General features: G+C 63.0%; 12 protein-coding genes. 5 read left to right on the forward strand and 7 right to left on the reverse strand.

The window, feature by feature from the left end; genetic code table 11:
* The first annotated feature begins 111 nt into the window (after window positions 1-111).
* Entirely contained in the window at window positions 112-1,878 is a 1,767-nt protein-coding gene (locus tag BXE_RS34275) for a cyclic peptide export ABC transporter (protein WP_040124411.1), read from the forward strand.
* 67 nt (window positions 1,879-1,945) lie between these two features.
* Here BXE_RS34275 and BXE_RS34280 read toward each other — a convergent pair whose 3' ends face one another.
* The 7 genes from BXE_RS34280 to BXE_RS34310 form a co-directional block, all read right to left on the reverse strand.
* The gene (locus BXE_RS34280; protein ID WP_040124403.1) at window positions 1,946-3,055 is read right to left on the reverse strand and encodes an ABC transporter substrate-binding protein; all 1,110 of its coding nucleotides are present in this window, start codon (window positions 3,053-3,055) and stop codon (window positions 1,946-1,948) included.
* Complete coding sequence (gene fhuF, locus BXE_RS34285) at window positions 3,052-3,870, reverse strand: siderophore-iron reductase FhuF (RefSeq protein WP_011492711.1); 819 nt, start codon at window positions 3,868-3,870, stop codon at window positions 3,052-3,054. The genes BXE_RS34280 and fhuF overlap by 4 nt, the downstream gene beginning before the upstream one ends.
* Complete coding sequence (gene fhuB, locus BXE_RS34290; RefSeq protein ID WP_011492712.1) at window positions 3,870-5,984, reverse strand: Fe(3+)-hydroxamate ABC transporter permease FhuB; 2,115 nt, start codon at window positions 5,982-5,984, stop codon at window positions 3,870-3,872. The genes fhuF and fhuB overlap by 1 nt, the downstream gene beginning before the upstream one ends.
* Window positions 5,981-6,847, reverse strand: coding sequence for an ABC transporter ATP-binding protein (locus BXE_RS34295; protein WP_011492713.1), 867 nt, complete (start codon window positions 6,845-6,847; stop codon window positions 5,981-5,983). Before BXE_RS34295 ends, fhuB begins: the two co-directional genes overlap by 4 nt.
* Entirely contained in the window at window positions 6,844-7,866 is a 1,023-nt protein-coding gene (locus BXE_RS34300) for a TauD/TfdA family dioxygenase (protein WP_011492714.1), read from the reverse strand. The genes BXE_RS34295 and BXE_RS34300 overlap by 4 nt, the downstream gene beginning before the upstream one ends.
* Before the next feature lie 72 nt (window positions 7,867-7,938).
* A complete protein-coding gene (locus BXE_RS34305; protein WP_040124400.1) occupies window positions 7,939-8,178 on the reverse strand; it encodes an MbtH family protein in 240 nt (79 codons plus the stop codon).
* A 126-nt stretch (window positions 8,179-8,304) separates the two neighbouring features.
* Window positions 8,305-8,976: an RNA polymerase factor sigma-70 gene (locus tag BXE_RS34310; RefSeq protein ID WP_011492716.1), complete on the reverse strand. Its 672-nt coding sequence runs from the start codon at window positions 8,974-8,976 to the stop codon at window positions 8,305-8,307.
* Between the two features lie 407 nt (window positions 8,977-9,383).
* Between BXE_RS34310 and BXE_RS34315 the strand changes: the two genes are divergently transcribed.
* The 4 genes from BXE_RS34315 to BXE_RS34330 all read left to right on the forward strand — a co-directional run bounded on the left by BXE_RS34315 (window position 9,384) and on the right by BXE_RS34330 (window position 16,343).
* A complete protein-coding gene (locus BXE_RS34315) occupies window positions 9,384-11,105 on the forward strand; it encodes a collagen-like triple helix repeat-containing protein (protein ID WP_011492717.1) in 1,722 nt (573 codons plus the stop codon).
* Window positions 11,106-11,185: 80 nt separating this feature from the next.
* A complete protein-coding gene (locus BXE_RS34320; protein WP_011492718.1) occupies window positions 11,186-12,460 on the forward strand; it encodes a methyltransferase family protein in 1,275 nt (424 codons plus the stop codon).
* Window positions 12,461-13,223: 763 nt separating this feature from the next.
* Window positions 13,224-15,491, forward strand: coding sequence for a YjbH domain-containing protein (locus BXE_RS34325; protein WP_148223076.1), 2,268 nt, complete (start codon window positions 13,224-13,226; stop codon window positions 15,489-15,491).
* A gap of 132 nt (window positions 15,492-15,623) precedes the next feature.
* On the forward strand, window positions 15,624-16,343 hold the full coding sequence (locus BXE_RS34330) for a hypothetical protein (RefSeq protein ID WP_011492721.1): 720 nt from the start codon (window positions 15,624-15,626) through the stop codon (window positions 16,341-16,343).
* Window positions 16,344-16,633 lie beyond the last annotated feature (290 nt).

Consider the following 16,633-nt stretch of genomic DNA (forward strand, 5'->3'; position numbering starts at 1 on the left):
GCCCATTCGTCTATCAGGCGAGGGGCGATTCTTCGCGCCCCGCTGAATGGCCGCATGCACGCATGCGCTGCGATTCACCGATCCATTGCGACCCACTGCGACACCTTGCCGATGACCGCTGCCAACGAGCGCTACGACGCGCCACCCTCGTCTTCCTCCTCTCCCACCAACCCCGCGGGCAAGCCCGCCATGCGCCTGATCGTTGCGCTGCTCAAACGTTCGCGCGGCTCGTTCGCGATCGCGCTGAGCGCGTGCGTGCTGAACGGCATTGCCAGCGTGCTGCTCGTTGCGACCTTGAGCCGCGCGCTGTCGCAACCGGGCGCCGCCGATATGTCGCTCGCCATGCGTTTTGCGCTGTGCGCGATCGTCGCGCTCGTCACGCGTGTGATTACCGGCGTGCTGTTCGCGCGCCTCTCGCAGGACACGATGGCGCAGTTGCGCGAACACGTCGCGCGCCGCGTCGCGGAAGCCGAATTGCGCGATGTCGAGCGCATTGGCGCGGCGCCCGTGCAGTCCGTGCTGACCGACGACGCCACCAATGTTTCGATGCTGTTCTTCGCGCTGCCCAATCTCGTGATGCACGGCTCGATCGTGTTCGGCTGCCTCGGCTATCTGGCGTGGCTGTCGTGGCCGGTCTGTCTGCTCGCGGTGGCCGCGATCCTGGTCGGCTCGCTCGGCTATCACGCCGGCGACAAGCGCGCGATCGCCTCGCTCGAAGCCGCGGGCCGTTCGCAGGACAAACTGTTCGGCTATCTCGGTGCGCTCTTCACCGGCGCGAAGGAACTGAAGCTGCACCAGGCGCGCTCGCGCCAGTTCGTGGACGGCCAGCTCGGCTCGGCCATCGACGAAGTGCGCGATCATCGGCGCCGGGCGTTCAGCGCGTATGCGGTCGGGGTCGGCTGGATCGTGTTCCTGTTTTACGTGTTTCTCGGTGTCGCGGCGTTCTGGCCGGCACTCGGCGTGCATGCGGACGCGCCTTCCGCATCGGGCTACGTGGTCGTGTTCCTGTTCATGCTGCTGCCGCTGGACGGTCTGCTCAACAACGTGCCGACGCTGAACGCGGCACGCGTCTCGCTCGATCGCATCGAGAAGGTGATGGGCGAATTCGGCGCGCTGCGCACCTCGCCGCCGCCCGACGAGAACGCCTCGCATGCGCCGTATCGCACTCTCACGCTCAGCAATGTCACGCACTCGTACTTCCACGAGCGCGACGAGCGCATGTTCCGCGTCGGGCCGGTCAATCTGACTTTCAGGCCGGGCGAGCTGGTGTTTATCGTCGGCGGCAACGGCAGCGGCAAAACGACGCTCGCGAAAGTGCTCACCGGGCTCTATGAACCCGAAGACGGCACCATTGAACTGGACGGCAAACCGGTCGGCCTCGCCGAACGCGCCGCGTATCGTCAGCGCTTCACGGCCGTGTTCAACGACTTTCATCTGTTCGACGCGCTGCTCGGCATCGTCGATCCGAACGACGCCTCGCGCGCGCAGGCTGACGCCCGCGCCAACGCGCTGGTGGCGAAGCTCGCGCTCGATCACAAGGTGCAGGTCGTGAACGGCGCATTCTCGACGCGAGCGCTTTCCACCGGTCAGCGCAAACGCCTTGCGCTGGTTGTAGCGTATCTGGAAGACCGGCCGTTCTATCTGTTCGACGAGTGGGCTGCGGATCAGGATCCGCAGTTCAAGGCGGTGTTTTATGAACAACTGTTGCCGGAGCTGCGTTCGCGCGGCAAGACGGTGCTCGTGATCAGTCACGACGACCGCTATTTCCATCTCGCGGATCGTGTGCTGAAGCTGGAGAACGGCAGTATCGTCAGCGAGACGCATGGCTCGGCACAAGTGGTGCAGAACCCGTCGGCGGCCAACGGTACGATGGGTTGACGAGGTGAGCGCTCCGCATGCTGGGCGCCGTTTGTTCCGGCGCTCGGCTTGTTGAAGCGAGGCTCGCCTACTTCTTTGCTACAGGCGCCGGCAGGGACAGCAACGTATCCGTCATCGTGTCGGCGAGCCGCAATGCGGACATCGGCCCGCCGAAACCCCAGATATTCCGTTCGACAAGCCCGACTCGCCCCGAACTGCGAGCGGGCACGAAACGCCAGATCGGCGAATCGAGTTTGGTGGCGAGCGGAACGTCCTTGTCCGTCGCGCTGACGAACAGCACGGTCAGCTTCGGCTTCTTCAACAGATCTTCAGAACTCACGTAGGCCGTGCCTTCTCGAGTCGCTTCTGCCGGCCACAGGTTGAGCCCGAGCGCATGCGCGACACCCGCCGCCGTGCTGTTGCCGGTGAATGCCCAGTAGCGGTCCGGCAAACCCAATTCCTGCAGCCACGCGACCTGTTCGCCGCGGCGGCCCGCTTCGGCCAGGCGCTGGGCATTGCGGGCGAAACCTGCATCGACTTTGGCCTCGACGGCATTTGCCGCCTCTTCGCGTCCCGTCAGGCAGCCGATGGTGCGCAGAATCTTGCGGCTCCAATCGAGTTGCGTGACGTGGGCGCCGTCTTCGGTAAAGTTCGGGCCGTATTTGAATAGCACGGTCGGCGCAATGCGTTCGAGCGCCGCAAAAATCGGCGCATGCCGCAAGCCGACGCCGAGAATCAGATCGGGCCTCGTCGCCGCGATCGCTTCGAGACTCGGTTCCTGCCGCGTGCCGACGTCGGGCACCGACGCGAGACGCGCGTTGTCGTAGCCGATCCACACCGGGTAATACTCGGGATCGGCCATGCCGACCGGCGTGAGGCCGACCGCAGCGAGGTCTTCGGCGAACATGAATTCGAGCACGACGATGCGCCTGGGCCGTGCGGGTAGCGATGAACTCGCTTGCGAGACGATCGGGTTGTCCGCGAGCGGTGTGCAGGTTTGCTGCTGCGCTTGCGTGATGCCGGCGCGAGATGGATTACTTGTGCCCGCTGCGGGTGCAACGCTTTGACTGCCTTGCGCGAATGCATACGAACCGGAGAAAACCGTGGCCGCCAGCGCAGCGCTAACGCAAAGCTGCCTGAAACAAGGGGTTTTGTTGGTTCGGCGCGACTGTGGCGCCGATATTGGTAATCTCGTCATTGCGACGCGGCCTGCAATGCGATTTCCGCATCGCTCATCGTCAATAGCAGGGGGCAGCGTCCACACAGTTGCGTCTCTCCGGGAATTTCATAACGTACGCAGCACACGCGCCGTGCGCTGAAAGGGTTCGGCAGGCTCGCGGCGCGCGGCTTCGCCTGGCGCACCGGCAGACGTAGCGGATTGGCCTCGCCGTTGGCGGCGAGCGGGCCGAACAGCCACGCGATGTCTTCGCTCAGATCGAATTGCGGTGCGCATTGTTCGAACAGGTAATCCAGCAGATTGCCGGCGTTGCTCCACAACACGCGCGGCGCGATTCGGGTCATCGTGCACAGCATCTCGATCACCGCATTCAGGTGTTCGACGAGCGGTGCATAGCGGCGTGCCGGGTCGCATTCGACCGGCTGCAATGCATCGCGCGCGAAATATGCGGCAATAGGAAGACCGTCGCGCAGCACGATATGCGTGTTATCCGGCGACATGGCAAGCGGACGGCGCAGCAACGCTGCAGCGACGAATCCGGCGGTCGCCGTGAAGCCGAAGTAGTACTTGGTCCATTGCGACAGCAATGCGCGTGCATGCGTTTCGCGCTCGCCGCCGTAGAGCGTGACCATCGCATCGAGCAATTCGGTGCGACGGCCGGCCAGTTCGCTGACGGGAATCACGGCTAGCGAGGCAGTCCGGTCATCGGCGAGAGCGGGTTCCTCGACCGGGTTCGGCGTGCCGAGCCACACGTGTTCGAGATAATGCGCGATCGACTCCGGCGCAAAACCCGCGAAGCATTGCGCTCGCTCGTCGTCGTGGTCGGGTTGCCGCATCACCGTTTGCCCCGCTTCTCGCGCCGAGCCTCCACGATCAGCAGTGCCAGCAGATAGGGCGCGCCGATCAGCGCGGTCAGCACGCCAGCCGGAATCTCACGTGGCGCCAGCAACGTGCGCGCCGCGATATCGGCCACCACCAGCACCAGCGCTCCGCACGCCGCCGCCAGCCACAAACGCGTGCGATGAGCACGCGCACCGAGCATCGACGCCAGATGCGGCGCCATCAAACCGATAAAACCGACCGGCCCCACCGCCGCCACCGCGGCGCACGCAGCCAGCGTCGCTACCGTCAGCACCAGCGGACGCAACACGCCGATCGGCAAACCCAGCGAGGCGGCCTGGTCGTCGCCCAGGGCAAGCAGATCGAGCGGCCGCGCGAGCAACGCGAACACCGGCACGGCCAGCACGCACCACGGCAGCAGCGTCGCCACTTCGCCCCAACTGCGCCCATAGGTACCGCCGACCAGCCACACCACGAAGCGCGCGGGCTGCACGCTTTGCTGGGTGATGAGCCATTGCGACAGGGTCGTCCACAGCGTGCCGATCACGATGCCCGTCAGCGCAACCGCGAGCGGCGCATAGCGATGGCGGCGATTCAGAAGGAGCGTCAGGGCCAATGTGATGCCGCCGCCCGCGAGCGAAGCGGCGGCCAGGGTCGAATGTGCGGCGAGCGGCCACATCACGAGTGCCGCGAGTGTCGCGAGGCCCGCGCCTTGCGTCACGCCCAGCACTTCCGGACCCGCGAGCGGATTGCGCACGATGCTTTGCATCAGCACCCCGCTCGCGGCGAGCAATGCGCCCGCCAGCAGAGCGCAAATGAGGCGCGGCAGACGCAGATCGAGCAGCATTCCCGCAAGCTCGTCGCGGTGATCGAATGCGGCGAGCCAGCGCTGCACGCCGATCGTCGTCGGACCGAACGAGGCGCCCGCGCACACGATCACGATACCGAGCAGCACCAGCGCGCTTGCCGTCAGCGGCCAGGGCCACGCGCCCACCATGCGCACGAAGCGCGAGCCCGCGCGCGCAGCAGCTCGCTCCTGGCCGGCGTGCAACGCGCCCGACCATGCGGCGCCGCTGCGGATCATCGCGAGCATCAGCGGTGTGCCGACGAAGGCAATCGCCACGCCGGTCGAAAGTGTCGCGTCGAGATCGAGCGCCTGCACGGCACTGTCGGTGACGAGCACCAGCGCGCCGCCGACGAGCGCCGACAAGGGCACGAGCGCGGCCAGCCGCGATGCCTTCGCGCCGCGCATCTGACGCAGCAGGTTCGGTGCGATCAGGCCGACATACGAGAGCGGCCCAGCCACACTCACAGCGACGCTCGCGAAGCCCACCGCCACCACCATCGCCGCGAGCCGCGTGGCATCCACACGAACGCCGGCCGCCGCTGCGGCGTCGTCGCCGAGCGCGAGCGGATCGAGCGGGCGAATCACGAAGGGCAACGCGACCAGCGGCAACACGAGCCACGACGCGGCGGTCTTCAAGCCGGCCGCGCCGGGTTGATAAAGACTGCCGCTCGCCCACAACGACACACCGACGATGCTCTGCTCGAAGAACGCGAGAATCAGCGTGGTCAGCGCGGAAAACAGCAGCATGCAAACGCTGCCAGCGAGGATGAGCCGCAACGGCGTCGCGCGCCAGCCGCCGGCGGCCGCGGCCACGCACGCTGCCGCGCCGAGACCGCACGCGAACAGCAGCGGCACGGACGCGACGCCGGCCAGCGAAGGCACCAGCATCGCGGCAAGCAACCCGAGCTGCGCGCCGCCGGTAATGCCGAGCAGATCCGGCGAAGCCAAAGGATTGCGCGTCAGCGACTGGAATAAGGTGCCGGCCACCGCGAGGCAGGCGCCCGCCACCAATGCCGCCAGAATGCGCGGCACGCTCAGGTCGAAGAGCAGAATGCCGGCGAGCTGCGCGGCGTCGCTGCGTGCGGGCGCGGCGAGCCAGGTGCGAACACCGGGTGCAAGACGCAGCATGGCTACGACCACGATCAACGCCGACAGCGCGGCGCCGATTGTCGTAACGCGGCTTTCGACCGGCGCACGGTAGCTGTCGCTGTCCACCGACGGTGCATTACGGCGCAGGCGTTTGCGCGCTGCAAGCGTCGTCATGCGGCGAGGTCCTTGCTCGTGGCTTCCTCGTGAAGCGAGGCGGCGGCAGTGTCGAGATCCACCGCGCCGCCTTCATAGGCCGGCACGCACATCGGCGCGCCTGTTTGCGGGTGCGCGATCTTGAGCATCGGCACGCCGAAGGTCTCGTTCAGGTGACGCGGGTCGAGCATCGCATCGGGCGAGCCTTGCGCGACGATGCGGCCGGCGCGCATGAGCACAATGTCGTCGCTGTAGGCCGCTGCCTGGTTCAGGTCGTGCAGCACCCACACGATCGTGAGGCCGCGCTCACGATTCAGGCGCCGCAACTCGCGCAGTATGTCCAGTTGATGATGGATGTCGAGGTAGGTAGTCGGCTCGTCGAGCAGCACGATCGGCGCCTGCTGCGCGAGCGCCATTGCGATCCACGCGCGTTGCCGTTCGCCGCCCGAAAGCGCGGCCACGTCGCGCGCGGCGTCGGCGGCAAGGCCGCTGGTGGCGAGCGCTTCGTCGATTGCCGCATGGTCGGCGCGCGACAATCCGCGAAGCCAGCCGCCATGCGCGTAACGACCGTACGCGACCAGTTCGCGCACGCTGAGTCCCGAAGGAATCTGGTTGAACTGCGCCAGCATGGTCAGCGTGCGCGCCAACACGCGCCGCCGGAGCGAAGCGAGCGGCACGCCGTTGACCTCGACGGTGCCGGACAGCGCCGGCTGCAAACCGGCGAGCGTGCGCAACAGCGTGCTTTTGCCGCAGCCGTTCGGTCCGCACAAGGCCGTGACGCGGCCGGCCGCGATGTTCAGGTTCAGACCGTGGAGCACGACGTGATCGCGATAGCCGACCGTCAGCGAATGCGCCGCGAGCGCCGCGCCCTGCGATTTCGTCATGGCGCGGCCGTCCGTTTTTCGCCTTCGGCTTCGCTGTAGCTTCGCGCCATCGCCACCACGACCTTGCGCGGCCCTTCGAACGGGTCGCGTGCATGTGCGCTCAGCATGTTGTCGAGCATCAGCACGTCGCCGGTCAGCCACGGAAACACGATACGCTGCTGATCGAGCACGCCGCGGATTTCCGCGAGCGCGTCCGCTTCGAGCGGTTCGCCGTCGCCGTAATAGACGTTGCGCGGCACGTTTTCGAGGCCGACCGAATCGATCAGCGCTTCCTGCATGTCTTCATCGAGCGACGAAAGGTGGAACAGGTTCGCCTGATTGAACCAGACGTGCTCGCCCGTGCGCGGATGGCGTGCCACCGCCTGGCAGCGTTCGCGCGTGCGCAGCAGCAGTTCGCCATCCTCGCTATCGCGCCATTCGCATTCGATGCCGCGCGCGCGGCAAATCCGCTCGACCGTGCGCGGGTCCGCCGAGCCGAACGCCTGCTCCCACGGCAGATCGAGCCCTTGCCCGAAGTTGCGTACGTACAGCAGCTCACGCTTCGCAAAGCGATCGACCAGCGCCGGATCAAGCGCACGGTAGATCGCGCGGCTATCGGCAATCGGCGTCGCGCCGCCTGAACGCGCGGCCAGTGCGCAGTGAAACCAGATACGTAACGGCCATTCTCGCGTGTACGATTGTTCGTTATGCAAAGGAATCGAGCGATGCGGCGGATATTCCGTCGAGGTATACACCGCGCCTTCCACCTGGCTGCGCGGCGTCGAGGCGAATTCGTAGCCGATCAGCGGATGGCCGAACGAGCCCGCGAAGCTTTGAAACGCGTCGATCGAGGCTACATGGAAACCGGTGAACAGCACACCGCCCGCGCGTTCGAGCGTGTCGTCGACGATCGCGCGCAGCAGCGGTGCCGCTTCTTCCAATGAAATCGCCGCGCCCGCGCGCGGCGAGACGACAGTCGGCAGGCCTGGTTCGATCGCCAGATCGGCGAGCGTGGGCTGCGGCGTCGAAAGCATGGTCATACTCTGAATCCTTTTGCTGAAGCGGCGTGGCCGGGCGCATGCCCGAGCCCGCCGGATTGCACGGCGCGCGCTTCAGGCCGCGCCGTCCATATGCCGGCGCAAGCTGGCCGGGCGCATATCGGTCCAGACAGTCTCGATGTGCGCGAGACATTCGGCCTTCGGGCCGCGCACGCCCACTTCGCGCCAGCCGGCCGGCACGTCGCGGAAGGACGGCCAGATCGAGTACTGCTCTTCGTCGTTGATGACGACCGTGTAGGCGAGATCGTCCGCCTCGCCGGCTGCCGTGCTGGAACTCTGCTGTGCTTGCGTCATGATGAAAGGCTCTGTCGATGAAAGGTCAGGAAGCGCCGGGACAGCGCGCTCGCCTGTCCGGCACGGCGGCGCCCGCATTCCGCGCGCACCGCTTCTATTCAGTTGACGTTTGATGCGCGCGCTTTTTTACCGCCGGCGCGCGCGGCCGTTGCAGAACGCGGGACCGGCGACGCCACGATTGCGGGCGTCGAGGCAATCGGCGCAATGCTTCTCGGCGTCGCGCACCATGAAGTGCACCAGCGTTTGCGAGACGTCGAGCGCGCGTGCCGTGCTTTGCAGCGTTTCCTCGCGCAGCCGCACCATTTCGAATGCGGCGCGGCTGCGCGGCGGCAACTGGTCGAGCGCGTTGTAGACGTGCCGGAGCGTATCCCGCACGAGCAGCGCGGCTTCCGGCGAAGGTTCCGGCGACGGCACGTGCAGGCCGTCGTCTTCGTCGGCGTGATAGGTGTTTTCCAGGCTCTGGCGGCGAAAGGCGTCGATCGACGCGTTGCGCACCATGCGTGTCACGTACGCGACCGGTTGACGCACCGCGTCCTGATCCGGAAAGTCGATCAGCTTGATGAAGACGTCGTGCACCACGTCTTCCGCGAGGCTCGCGCAACCCACGAAACCGCGCGCCAGATTGACGAGCATCGGGCGGTTGTCGATCAGCACGTCGAGCAGCGTGCCCTTCTCCCAATCGACCGGACGCGAGTCGGCGCGAGCGCGCCGCGAAACGGGTGGACAAGCGCCGCCGGTGCTGAGAACCGATATCGGCATCGCTGTTGAAGGCTCTCGCCGGACGAGCACCTCAGCCATAGATTCGCTCCGCTTTCTCAAAGGACAGGGCGCCAATTTAACGCAAACGCGAATCATTCTCAATCAAGATTTGGAATAACCTTACAATTTCCAATAGCTTTGTCTGATGATTCGGAAGGCATAGCAGAGGGCTCCGCATGCCGGGTGGTTGTGACGGCGCCGGGTGGTTGTTATGTGTGGATCGACGCAGGCTTTGCGGTGTTACGTTGGGCTCCGGCGTTACGTAGCACGCGAATGGAACATGGCCTCTACCCTCATGGCAAAATTGCTGTTTTGTCGTTGTAAATTTAATTTACTGACAATTCATTAGTTAAATATGCGATTTAATCTCATTATCTCGTCATAACCTGCGTTTGGCGTGCAACTTGCATTGACGTCCCCGTCAATAGTCGTTCAACGGGGACAACATGAAGAAATTTGCCAGTCGGACAGCCGTCGCTGTTACGACATCCACTTTGCTCGCGCTCTACGGTTGCGGGTCGACTCTTAACACTCCGAGTATCGGCGGGGGCGGGCTAGGGGGGACTTCGGGGTCGGGTACTTCGGGTACTTCGGGTACCTCGGGCACCTCGGGCACTTCGGGTACTTCGGGCACTTCGGGCACTTCGGGCACTTCGGGCACTTCGGGTACTTCGGGTACTTCGGGTACTTCGGGTACTTCGGGGACTTCGGGGACTTCGGGGACTTCGGGGACTTCGGGGACTTCGGGTACTTCGGGTACTTCGGGTACTTCGGGTACTTCGGGTACTTCGGGTACTTCGGGCACCTCGGGTACTTCGGGCACCTCGGGTACTTCGGGTACTTCGGGTACTTCGGGTACTTCGGGTACTTCGGGTACTTCGGGTACTTCGGGTACTTCGGGTACTTCGGGTACTTCGGGTACTTCGGGTACTTCGGGTACTTCGGGTACTTCGGGTACTTCGGGTACTTCGGGTACCTCAGGCACCTCTTCCACCCCAGTCGGCAACATCGTCACCCAGGCCAGTAACCTCATCACGGCTGTTGGCACCACAGTCGCCGACACCGGCACCAAGGTCTCGGGCACGTCGGTTCCCGGCGTCAACGGCGCAACGACCGCCAATCTCGGCGCAGCTCTCACCGACCTCGGCACCGGCGTCAAGGTGCTGGGCAACGGCACCGCCGCCGGTCTCGGCACTCTGGGCAGCGCGGCCAATCCGCTCGGCCCGACGCTCGACTCCACCGCGGGCGTCGTCTCCAATACCGGCTCAGCCGTCAAGGCACTCGGCGGCGTCGTGTCGAGTCTCGCCAGCGGCCCGCTGGCACCGCTTGCCCCGGTGACGTCGACGCTCAGCAGCGTGACCAACGGTCTCGGCGGCGGTATCACCTCAGTCGGCTCGGGACTGAACACCGTGCTCTCCAGCGCGCCGGTCCAGCAACTCGAGACGCAACTCAGTTCGGCGATCAACCCGATCACGCTCGCCGTCTCCAACACGACGCAGACAGTCGGCAACGCAACGGGATTGGGCGCACCGCTAAACAATCTGCTCGGCACGCTCGGCAACGGAGTCAATGCAGCCGGAATCAAAGTGTCGGGCGCCACCGGCGATCAGGTCGGCAACGACGTTGGCGCAATCGTGAGTCAACTCGGCAAAACCGTTACGAGCACAGGAGGATTGCTCACCGGCGCGACCACCAATCCGCTCGCGCCGATCACGGGCCTGCTCGGACCGCTCGGCGGCATAGGCGGCTCTGGCGGCACGGGCGGCGGCATCTCGATCCCGCCGCTGACCGGGCTGGTCGGCAACCTCGGCTCGCTGGGCGGCGCTACTGGCGGTTCCGGTGGTACGGCCGGCGCCGCGGGTCTGCTCGCGCCGATCGCGGGGCTCCTCGGCAAGGTCGGCCCGGTGGGCGGCACACCCGGCACGAGCGGCCCGCTCTCGCCGGTCGTCACCCTGGTCGGCTCGTTGGCGAGCAATCTGACCGGCGCAGTCAACGGCGCCTCTCAAGGTGGCACGCCCGCCAATCCGCTGACTGGTGTTATCAGCGGATTGACCGGTGGCTCCGCCAGCGGCACAGGCAGCAGCGGTTCAGCCGGCAAGAACCCGCTCGCTCCGGTGACGAACCTGGTCGGCGGATTGCTCGGCGGCGTTACCGCGGCCGGCAAATAAGCGTTACGCAAGTGCGGCGGCCGGACGTTAAAAAAATCAACAAGCCGGCTGCCTTCAATGTCACGACTACGAGGGATGACATGAACTCCGCTTTAGAAACCATCGCGCGCGCGCACGATCCGCGGCCACGTTCGGCGACGCCCTGTTCGATCGGCCTGCTCGGAATTGCCGTCGGACTGCTCACGCTCTATCTGCTGCGCGATAGCACCGCGCTCGACGGCGCGGCGCGCAGCACTGCCGCCTGCCTTGCGATCATTGCGACCATCGCGATTTACGAGCTATTCGTCGCGCGAGTCTATTTGCGACCGAGCGCCGGCATTGCCGGCCGCGCGGTGCGGCCATTGAGCATCTCGCGCGTCGCTTTGCGGCTCGCGGCGCTGGCCTCGGTGTATGCGGGTATCGGCGTGCTCTATTGGCTTTTGCCGGAATATCACGGCGCGTTCTATAACCCGTTCTGGAAGTTGATCAGCGCGCTCGCACCTTATCTGCTCATTGCAGCCCCGTTCTACTTCGTGTGGATGGACAGGCATCAGCGCGAGGTCGACGACGCCTATCTGATGTGGGCACGCCTGCTGTTTCGCGGAGAACGTCCCGTCAATTGGCGGCCCATCCGCGAGATGCTCGCCGGCTGGATGGTGAAGGCATTCTTTCTGCCGTTGATGATCGTCTACCTGTCCACGAATGCGGACCAACTCAATGCGTCGCTGGCAAACGCGCTAAGCGCGCCATTCTCGCTCGCGACATTCCGCTTCATGTACGACCTATGTTTCGCGATGGACCTGATGTTCGGCACGGTAGGCTATCTGTGCACGCTGCGCATACTCGACAGTCACGTACGTAGCGCGGAGCCGACCACGCTTGGCTGGCTTGTCGCACTGGTTTGTTATCAACCGTTCTGGTCGCTCATTTCCAACCAGTACATCCATTACGAAGGCTCGGTGTTCTGGGACAACTGGCTTATTTCGATGCCTGTTGTGCGAATCGTCTGGGGTGCCGTCATCATTGCGTTGCTGCTGTGCTATGCGCTCGCCACCATCTCGTTCGGCTTGCGGTTTTCGAATTTGACTAATCGCGGCATCGTTACCTCGGGACCTTATCGGTTCACCAAACATCCGGCTTATATCGCGAAGAATCTGTCTTACTGGATGGTGACCGTACCGTTTGTCGAGCCGTTGGGTTGGCAAGTTGCAGTGACGCATTGTGCCGCGCTTCTGGCGGTGAATATGCTGTATTTTCTGCGGGCAAGAACTGAGGAACGCCATTTGATGAATGATCCGGATTATCGGGAGTACGCGGCGTGGATTGCGAGGAATGGGGTGTTTGCGAAGCTGTTTCCTCGCACGGCGCGAAACTGAGGCGCACCGGAATCAACACTTCATCCGCCGCTCTGTTTGAGTTCGGCAGCGCCAGCATTTGCGAAAACAGCGCAACCCACCTTTCTTTTTCCGTTGCCAGCCGGGGCGGGTCGTTACGGCACACGTAACGTAACGGTCCCCAAAAAAGCGGGCATTTCTCACGTCACCCGCTCGCGTTCCCGGCCCGCCCCGAACCCGCCGAAGCCTTGCCTGCCGAGGGCTAATTGGCTCACACCAAATACTCCCCGCAGTCGGCCCATAAATTGGCATGTTTGCTGCTTAATGGTTCGCTGTGCACAGCACTGTCGTCACCGCCGTAAAAACGATAGCGAGTTATGCATCACGACCAGCCCGACCGGGGTTATCGGTTTGGTCTTCTTCAACCACAAAAACAGTGCGATCTGAAACCCAGATCTTTTGTCCTGCCGAGTTGCTGTAGCACCAATAGAAGAAGCACGCGCCGCGGCTGCACATCTGCCCATTGTTGTTCGCCGCCTGGTCTGTCTTGAGTAGGTCGCACCGGGCAGGCGAATTCCAGATCGCGTCCCCAAGCAGGCGTTTTTTCGCAGTGCGCACAAAGTGCAGCCATACAACAAGAGAGATCAGAGTTGTTCAAGCGGACACGAGTCGAGCAAATCAATAGGAACGTTTGGCGCGAGAGACCAACACGGGGATCAGGGATGAACACGGCGAATTCGGCGCAGCATAGAACTGCGCGCAGTCTGGGCGGCGCTAACCAGGGACAACGTGCGCAATGCGACGAATGACCCGCGCGCAGCGCTCGCAGGCAGTCCGCTTCTTTCCGCATGCAATTGCATTCGCAGCGTCTTTATCATTTTCGGTATCTATGCAGGCCGCCGGGCCTGCGCTGAACTCGCTTGGACAAGCAGGAGGATTGGTTATTCCTTACGCTTTCACACTGCCCAGTGGAATGGCGGAAGCTCAATATAACGATTACATCGATCCACGATATGGCAAGCGTGCAACCGGATCGCAAGTCTACTGGGCGGCCATCGGCATCTTCCCATACGTGGAGGTGTCGGGCGGTTTGGCAAACTATCCGACAGACGGTGGCGCCGTATTTAGCCACGGAGAGCACACGATTCTTCGGCATTTGACAGCCGATGTGAAAGTGGAAGTACCGAAATTTTTTGAATACCAGCCGTCCATCGCTTTCGGCGTAACTGACGTAGGCGGCCAGACTCATTATTTCCGTTCAAAGTATGGCGTCGTCTCGCAAGCGTTTGGACCGGCGACGTTGACCGTGGGCTATGGCCAGGGTGACAGACTTGACGGCGTATTCGGTGGCTTGCAGTTGTCGCTTTGGAAAACTGGCTTCTCGCTACTCGCCGAAACCGATGCCAGAACACCCTATGCAGGTCTGCGCTACCAATCGCCGCGCATCGGTTGGCTGGCCGACGCCAATCTGATCGGCACCGTGACGCGATCGCTTCGCTCCACGGACGGCGCGTCGCCACGTACGTCGATTGCAATTGCAGTGCAGATACCTCTTGGCAAGCGATTCGATGCGGCGCGGTGCGGCGGCGGCCTTTGCAAAAGTCAGGAGAACTTCGCCAGCGATACCGTGTTGGACACCGATGGTGAAGAGATCATTGGAGACGATACGCCGAGGCCGGTGAACCGCCCGCCTGTCAACACGGAAACCGCTCTCACGGCGGCGCCGATCGTCTATACCCAACCGCCGCAGGCTTACGCATCCGTCCTGCTAAGCGATATATCGGACGTTCGGTCGATAAAGCAGGCGGATATTTTCTCTGACTCGTTGGCTACCGCGTCACTCGACTCAATCGCGGCACAACTGGTTGCGGCGGGCCTTGAACGAGTGCGTGTGGGTATTGCGGGCCGCGATCTGGTCGTGGAATATGAAAATCATCGCTATAACCAGAACGAGGCAGACGCGTTGGGCATTGTCTTCGGCATTTCCAGCATCAACGCGCCGCAGGGAATTCAGAAAATTCGTGCGGTAATCAAGAAAGCAGATGAACCGCTGGGCGAGGTGACCGTAGATCGCGCAGCATTCGCACAGTTCATCGAGGGCGGATCCGTCATTGCCGCAAGTGCATCAATGACGATGCGTACGCACCCAACCTACGACGCCGATTCCATCACCTGGCAAGGCGACGAACACAAACATGGACTGACTCGCATCCAGATCGAGCCGATTGCGAGCTACGTATACGGCACCGAGTACGGCAACTTTGACGTCTCGCTAGGCGCCAATATAGAAGGCTTTGTGCCGTTATGGCGTGGCGCCGAGTTCTACGCCAGCTATATCGCCCCGCTGTACAACACCAGGAATATGGACAGTGGTCGCGTCTTTAGCGACTACCGCTTGCGAGGTGGCTTGTCGACGGTAGCCCTGGGTCAGAGCTTCTGGATTGCACCACGGGTTTTGAACGTTGCGGCGGTCGGAAAGTTCGATTTCGATTATCTCGGTATCCAGAACGAGACGACTCTGTTCGTCCCGGGCCGGCCTGACCTGGTTCGCCTTAGGCTTGCCTATCTGCATCACGAACCCGGACATGACACGCTGCCGGGCGAAAAGAACGCCATGCTGACTTACCGATGGGTGCAACCGGCGTGGAACCTGTGGGTTGAAGCGGGCGTAGCAAGGTACGTCGGTGGTGACAAGGGTCCTATGATCACCATCACCCGATGGTTCGACGACGTTGCTGTCAGTGTGCATGGAGAACATAGCGGTCAAGGCAGCTTCGTCGGTGCGTCGGTCAGCTTCCCATTGACACTACGCCAGGGCATGAAGCCGGGGATCACTCAAGTGTACGGCTCGGAGCAGTTTGCGCTGGATTTCCGGTCGCGCGTTGGCTCGACTAATTACCTGTCGCCGAATGCCGCGCAAAATCTGAGTTTCCCATACAGCACCCAGCAGTATCTGTTGAATCAAGGTCGCTTTAGCGGCGAGTACTTCTCAACCCAGCTCTACAGAATGCGGGACGCTTACTTCCTCTATGCAAACCCGGACGACAGGGCACAAAAAGCACCCCATTCCTGAAGCAACATCTCGCGTGTGTATTTTGAAAACGCACTTTTGCATGACAGATACGAGAGCAGTGGGCAGGGCACCGGTGAAAGACAAGGGGCACCTCAAGTTGGTCACGAGTAATTTCCATTCTGGAGAAAAACGATGAAACTTCTTAAAGCTGCAACGTCGCCCACTCTGCATTTCGGGTCTCTTTTCCTGGCGGCTGCCGCCCTGACCGCCTGCGGTGGCGGAGGCAACCCCGCGCTGGGCTCGGTCAGCGGCACTGCTGCTGTCGGAGCACCGCTGGCGAACGCAAGCGTCCAGTTGGCTTGCAAGAATGGGACAGGCAGCGCCACCGCCAATGCGAACGGTGCGTATAAGGCCGCATTCAATTTCGACGGCCCCTGTTCCATCACGGCATCGAGCGGCGCAATCACTATCCATTCCTTCGCTGCGGGCACTGGTACATACAATGTGACGCCGTTGACGCAGTTGCTTTTGAGCTATCTTGCAGGTCAGCTCGGAACAACTGTGGATGGCCTCCTCGCCGGCATCACGTCAAATTCCTCGTACCAGTCCGCCTTGACCAACTCGACCGTCATTGCAAACGCCGAGGAAAAAGTCGCTCAGCTGTTGAAAACGATGTACGGCATCACTCTCTCATCGTCGTCGTTCCTCACCGTTTCCTTTACGCCAGGACAGCCAGGCGCCGACTCCGACCTCGACGCCTTACTCGCAGCCGGCGCGATTACCGGCGATGGTCAGCCAGTGGCATCACTTGCCGCGGCGGCTGTTTCGGCAGGCGCGGCTTCACCCCTTCCCGGCAATGCCAGCGGCGGCGCAACCGGTGGCACGGGCGGCACAGGTACTACGACGAAGTAATGCGGCGGACGCCACAAAGGGCGTCTCGCCACCTCAACAGGACCACAATTGCCGGCGAAGCCGCCGGCTCTCGTCTGCCGCTTCAAGGTCGATTCAAGGCCGATTTAAAGCCGGGACGTTACGGCGCGCCGTTACGTTACAGCCTCTCCAGAACCACGACCTTGACCATTTTCGATGACCGCGCACGATCCCGAATCCGTTGCCGGGCTTGAATCCGCAACAAGATGAAAAACTTTCCGAACGCGATCCGACGCCTGGCATATTTGCTGCTTTAACCCTATCGCTACACA

This window comes from Paraburkholderia xenovorans LB400 (assembly GCF_000013645.1).
GTDB classification, from domain to species: Bacteria; Pseudomonadota; Gammaproteobacteria; order Burkholderiales; family Burkholderiaceae; genus Paraburkholderia; species Paraburkholderia xenovorans.

Excerpts from the sequence above, each read along its gene's own strand:
- BXE_RS34275 (WP_040124411.1), top strand. The coding sequence starts at position 112 with ATGACCGCTGCCAACGAGCGCTACGACGCGCCACCCTCGTCTTCCTCC.
- BXE_RS34280 (WP_040124403.1), bottom strand. The coding sequence starts at position 3,055 with ATGACGAGATTACCAATATCGGCGCCACAGTCGCGCCGAACCAACAAA.
- fhuF (WP_011492711.1), bottom strand. The coding sequence starts at position 3,870 with ATGCGGCAACCCGACCACGACGACGAGCGAGCGCAATGCTTCGCGGGT.
- fhuB (WP_011492712.1), bottom strand. The coding sequence starts at position 5,984 with ATGACGACGCTTGCAGCGCGCAAACGCCTGCGCCGTAATGCACCGTCG.
- BXE_RS34295 (WP_011492713.1), bottom strand. The coding sequence starts at position 6,847 with ATGACGAAATCGCAGGGCGCGGCGCTCGCGGCGCATTCGCTGACGGTC.
- BXE_RS34300 (WP_011492714.1), bottom strand. The coding sequence starts at position 7,866 with ATGACCATGCTTTCGACGCCGCAGCCCACGCTCGCCGATCTGGCGATC.
- BXE_RS34305 (WP_040124400.1), bottom strand. The coding sequence starts at position 8,178 with ATGACGCAAGCACAGCAGAGTTCCAGCACGGCAGCCGGCGAGGCGGAC.
- BXE_RS34310 (WP_011492716.1), bottom strand. The coding sequence starts at position 8,976 with ATGGCTGAGGTGCTCGTCCGGCGAGAGCCTTCAACAGCGATGCCGATA.
- BXE_RS34315 (WP_011492717.1), top strand. The coding sequence starts at position 9,384 with ATGAAGAAATTTGCCAGTCGGACAGCCGTCGCTGTTACGACATCCACT.
- BXE_RS34320 (WP_011492718.1), top strand. The coding sequence starts at position 11,186 with ATGAACTCCGCTTTAGAAACCATCGCGCGCGCGCACGATCCGCGGCCA.
- BXE_RS34325 (WP_148223076.1), top strand. The coding sequence starts at position 13,224 with ATGACCCGCGCGCAGCGCTCGCAGGCAGTCCGCTTCTTTCCGCATGCA.
- BXE_RS34330 (WP_011492721.1), top strand. The coding sequence starts at position 15,624 with ATGAAACTTCTTAAAGCTGCAACGTCGCCCACTCTGCATTTCGGGTCT.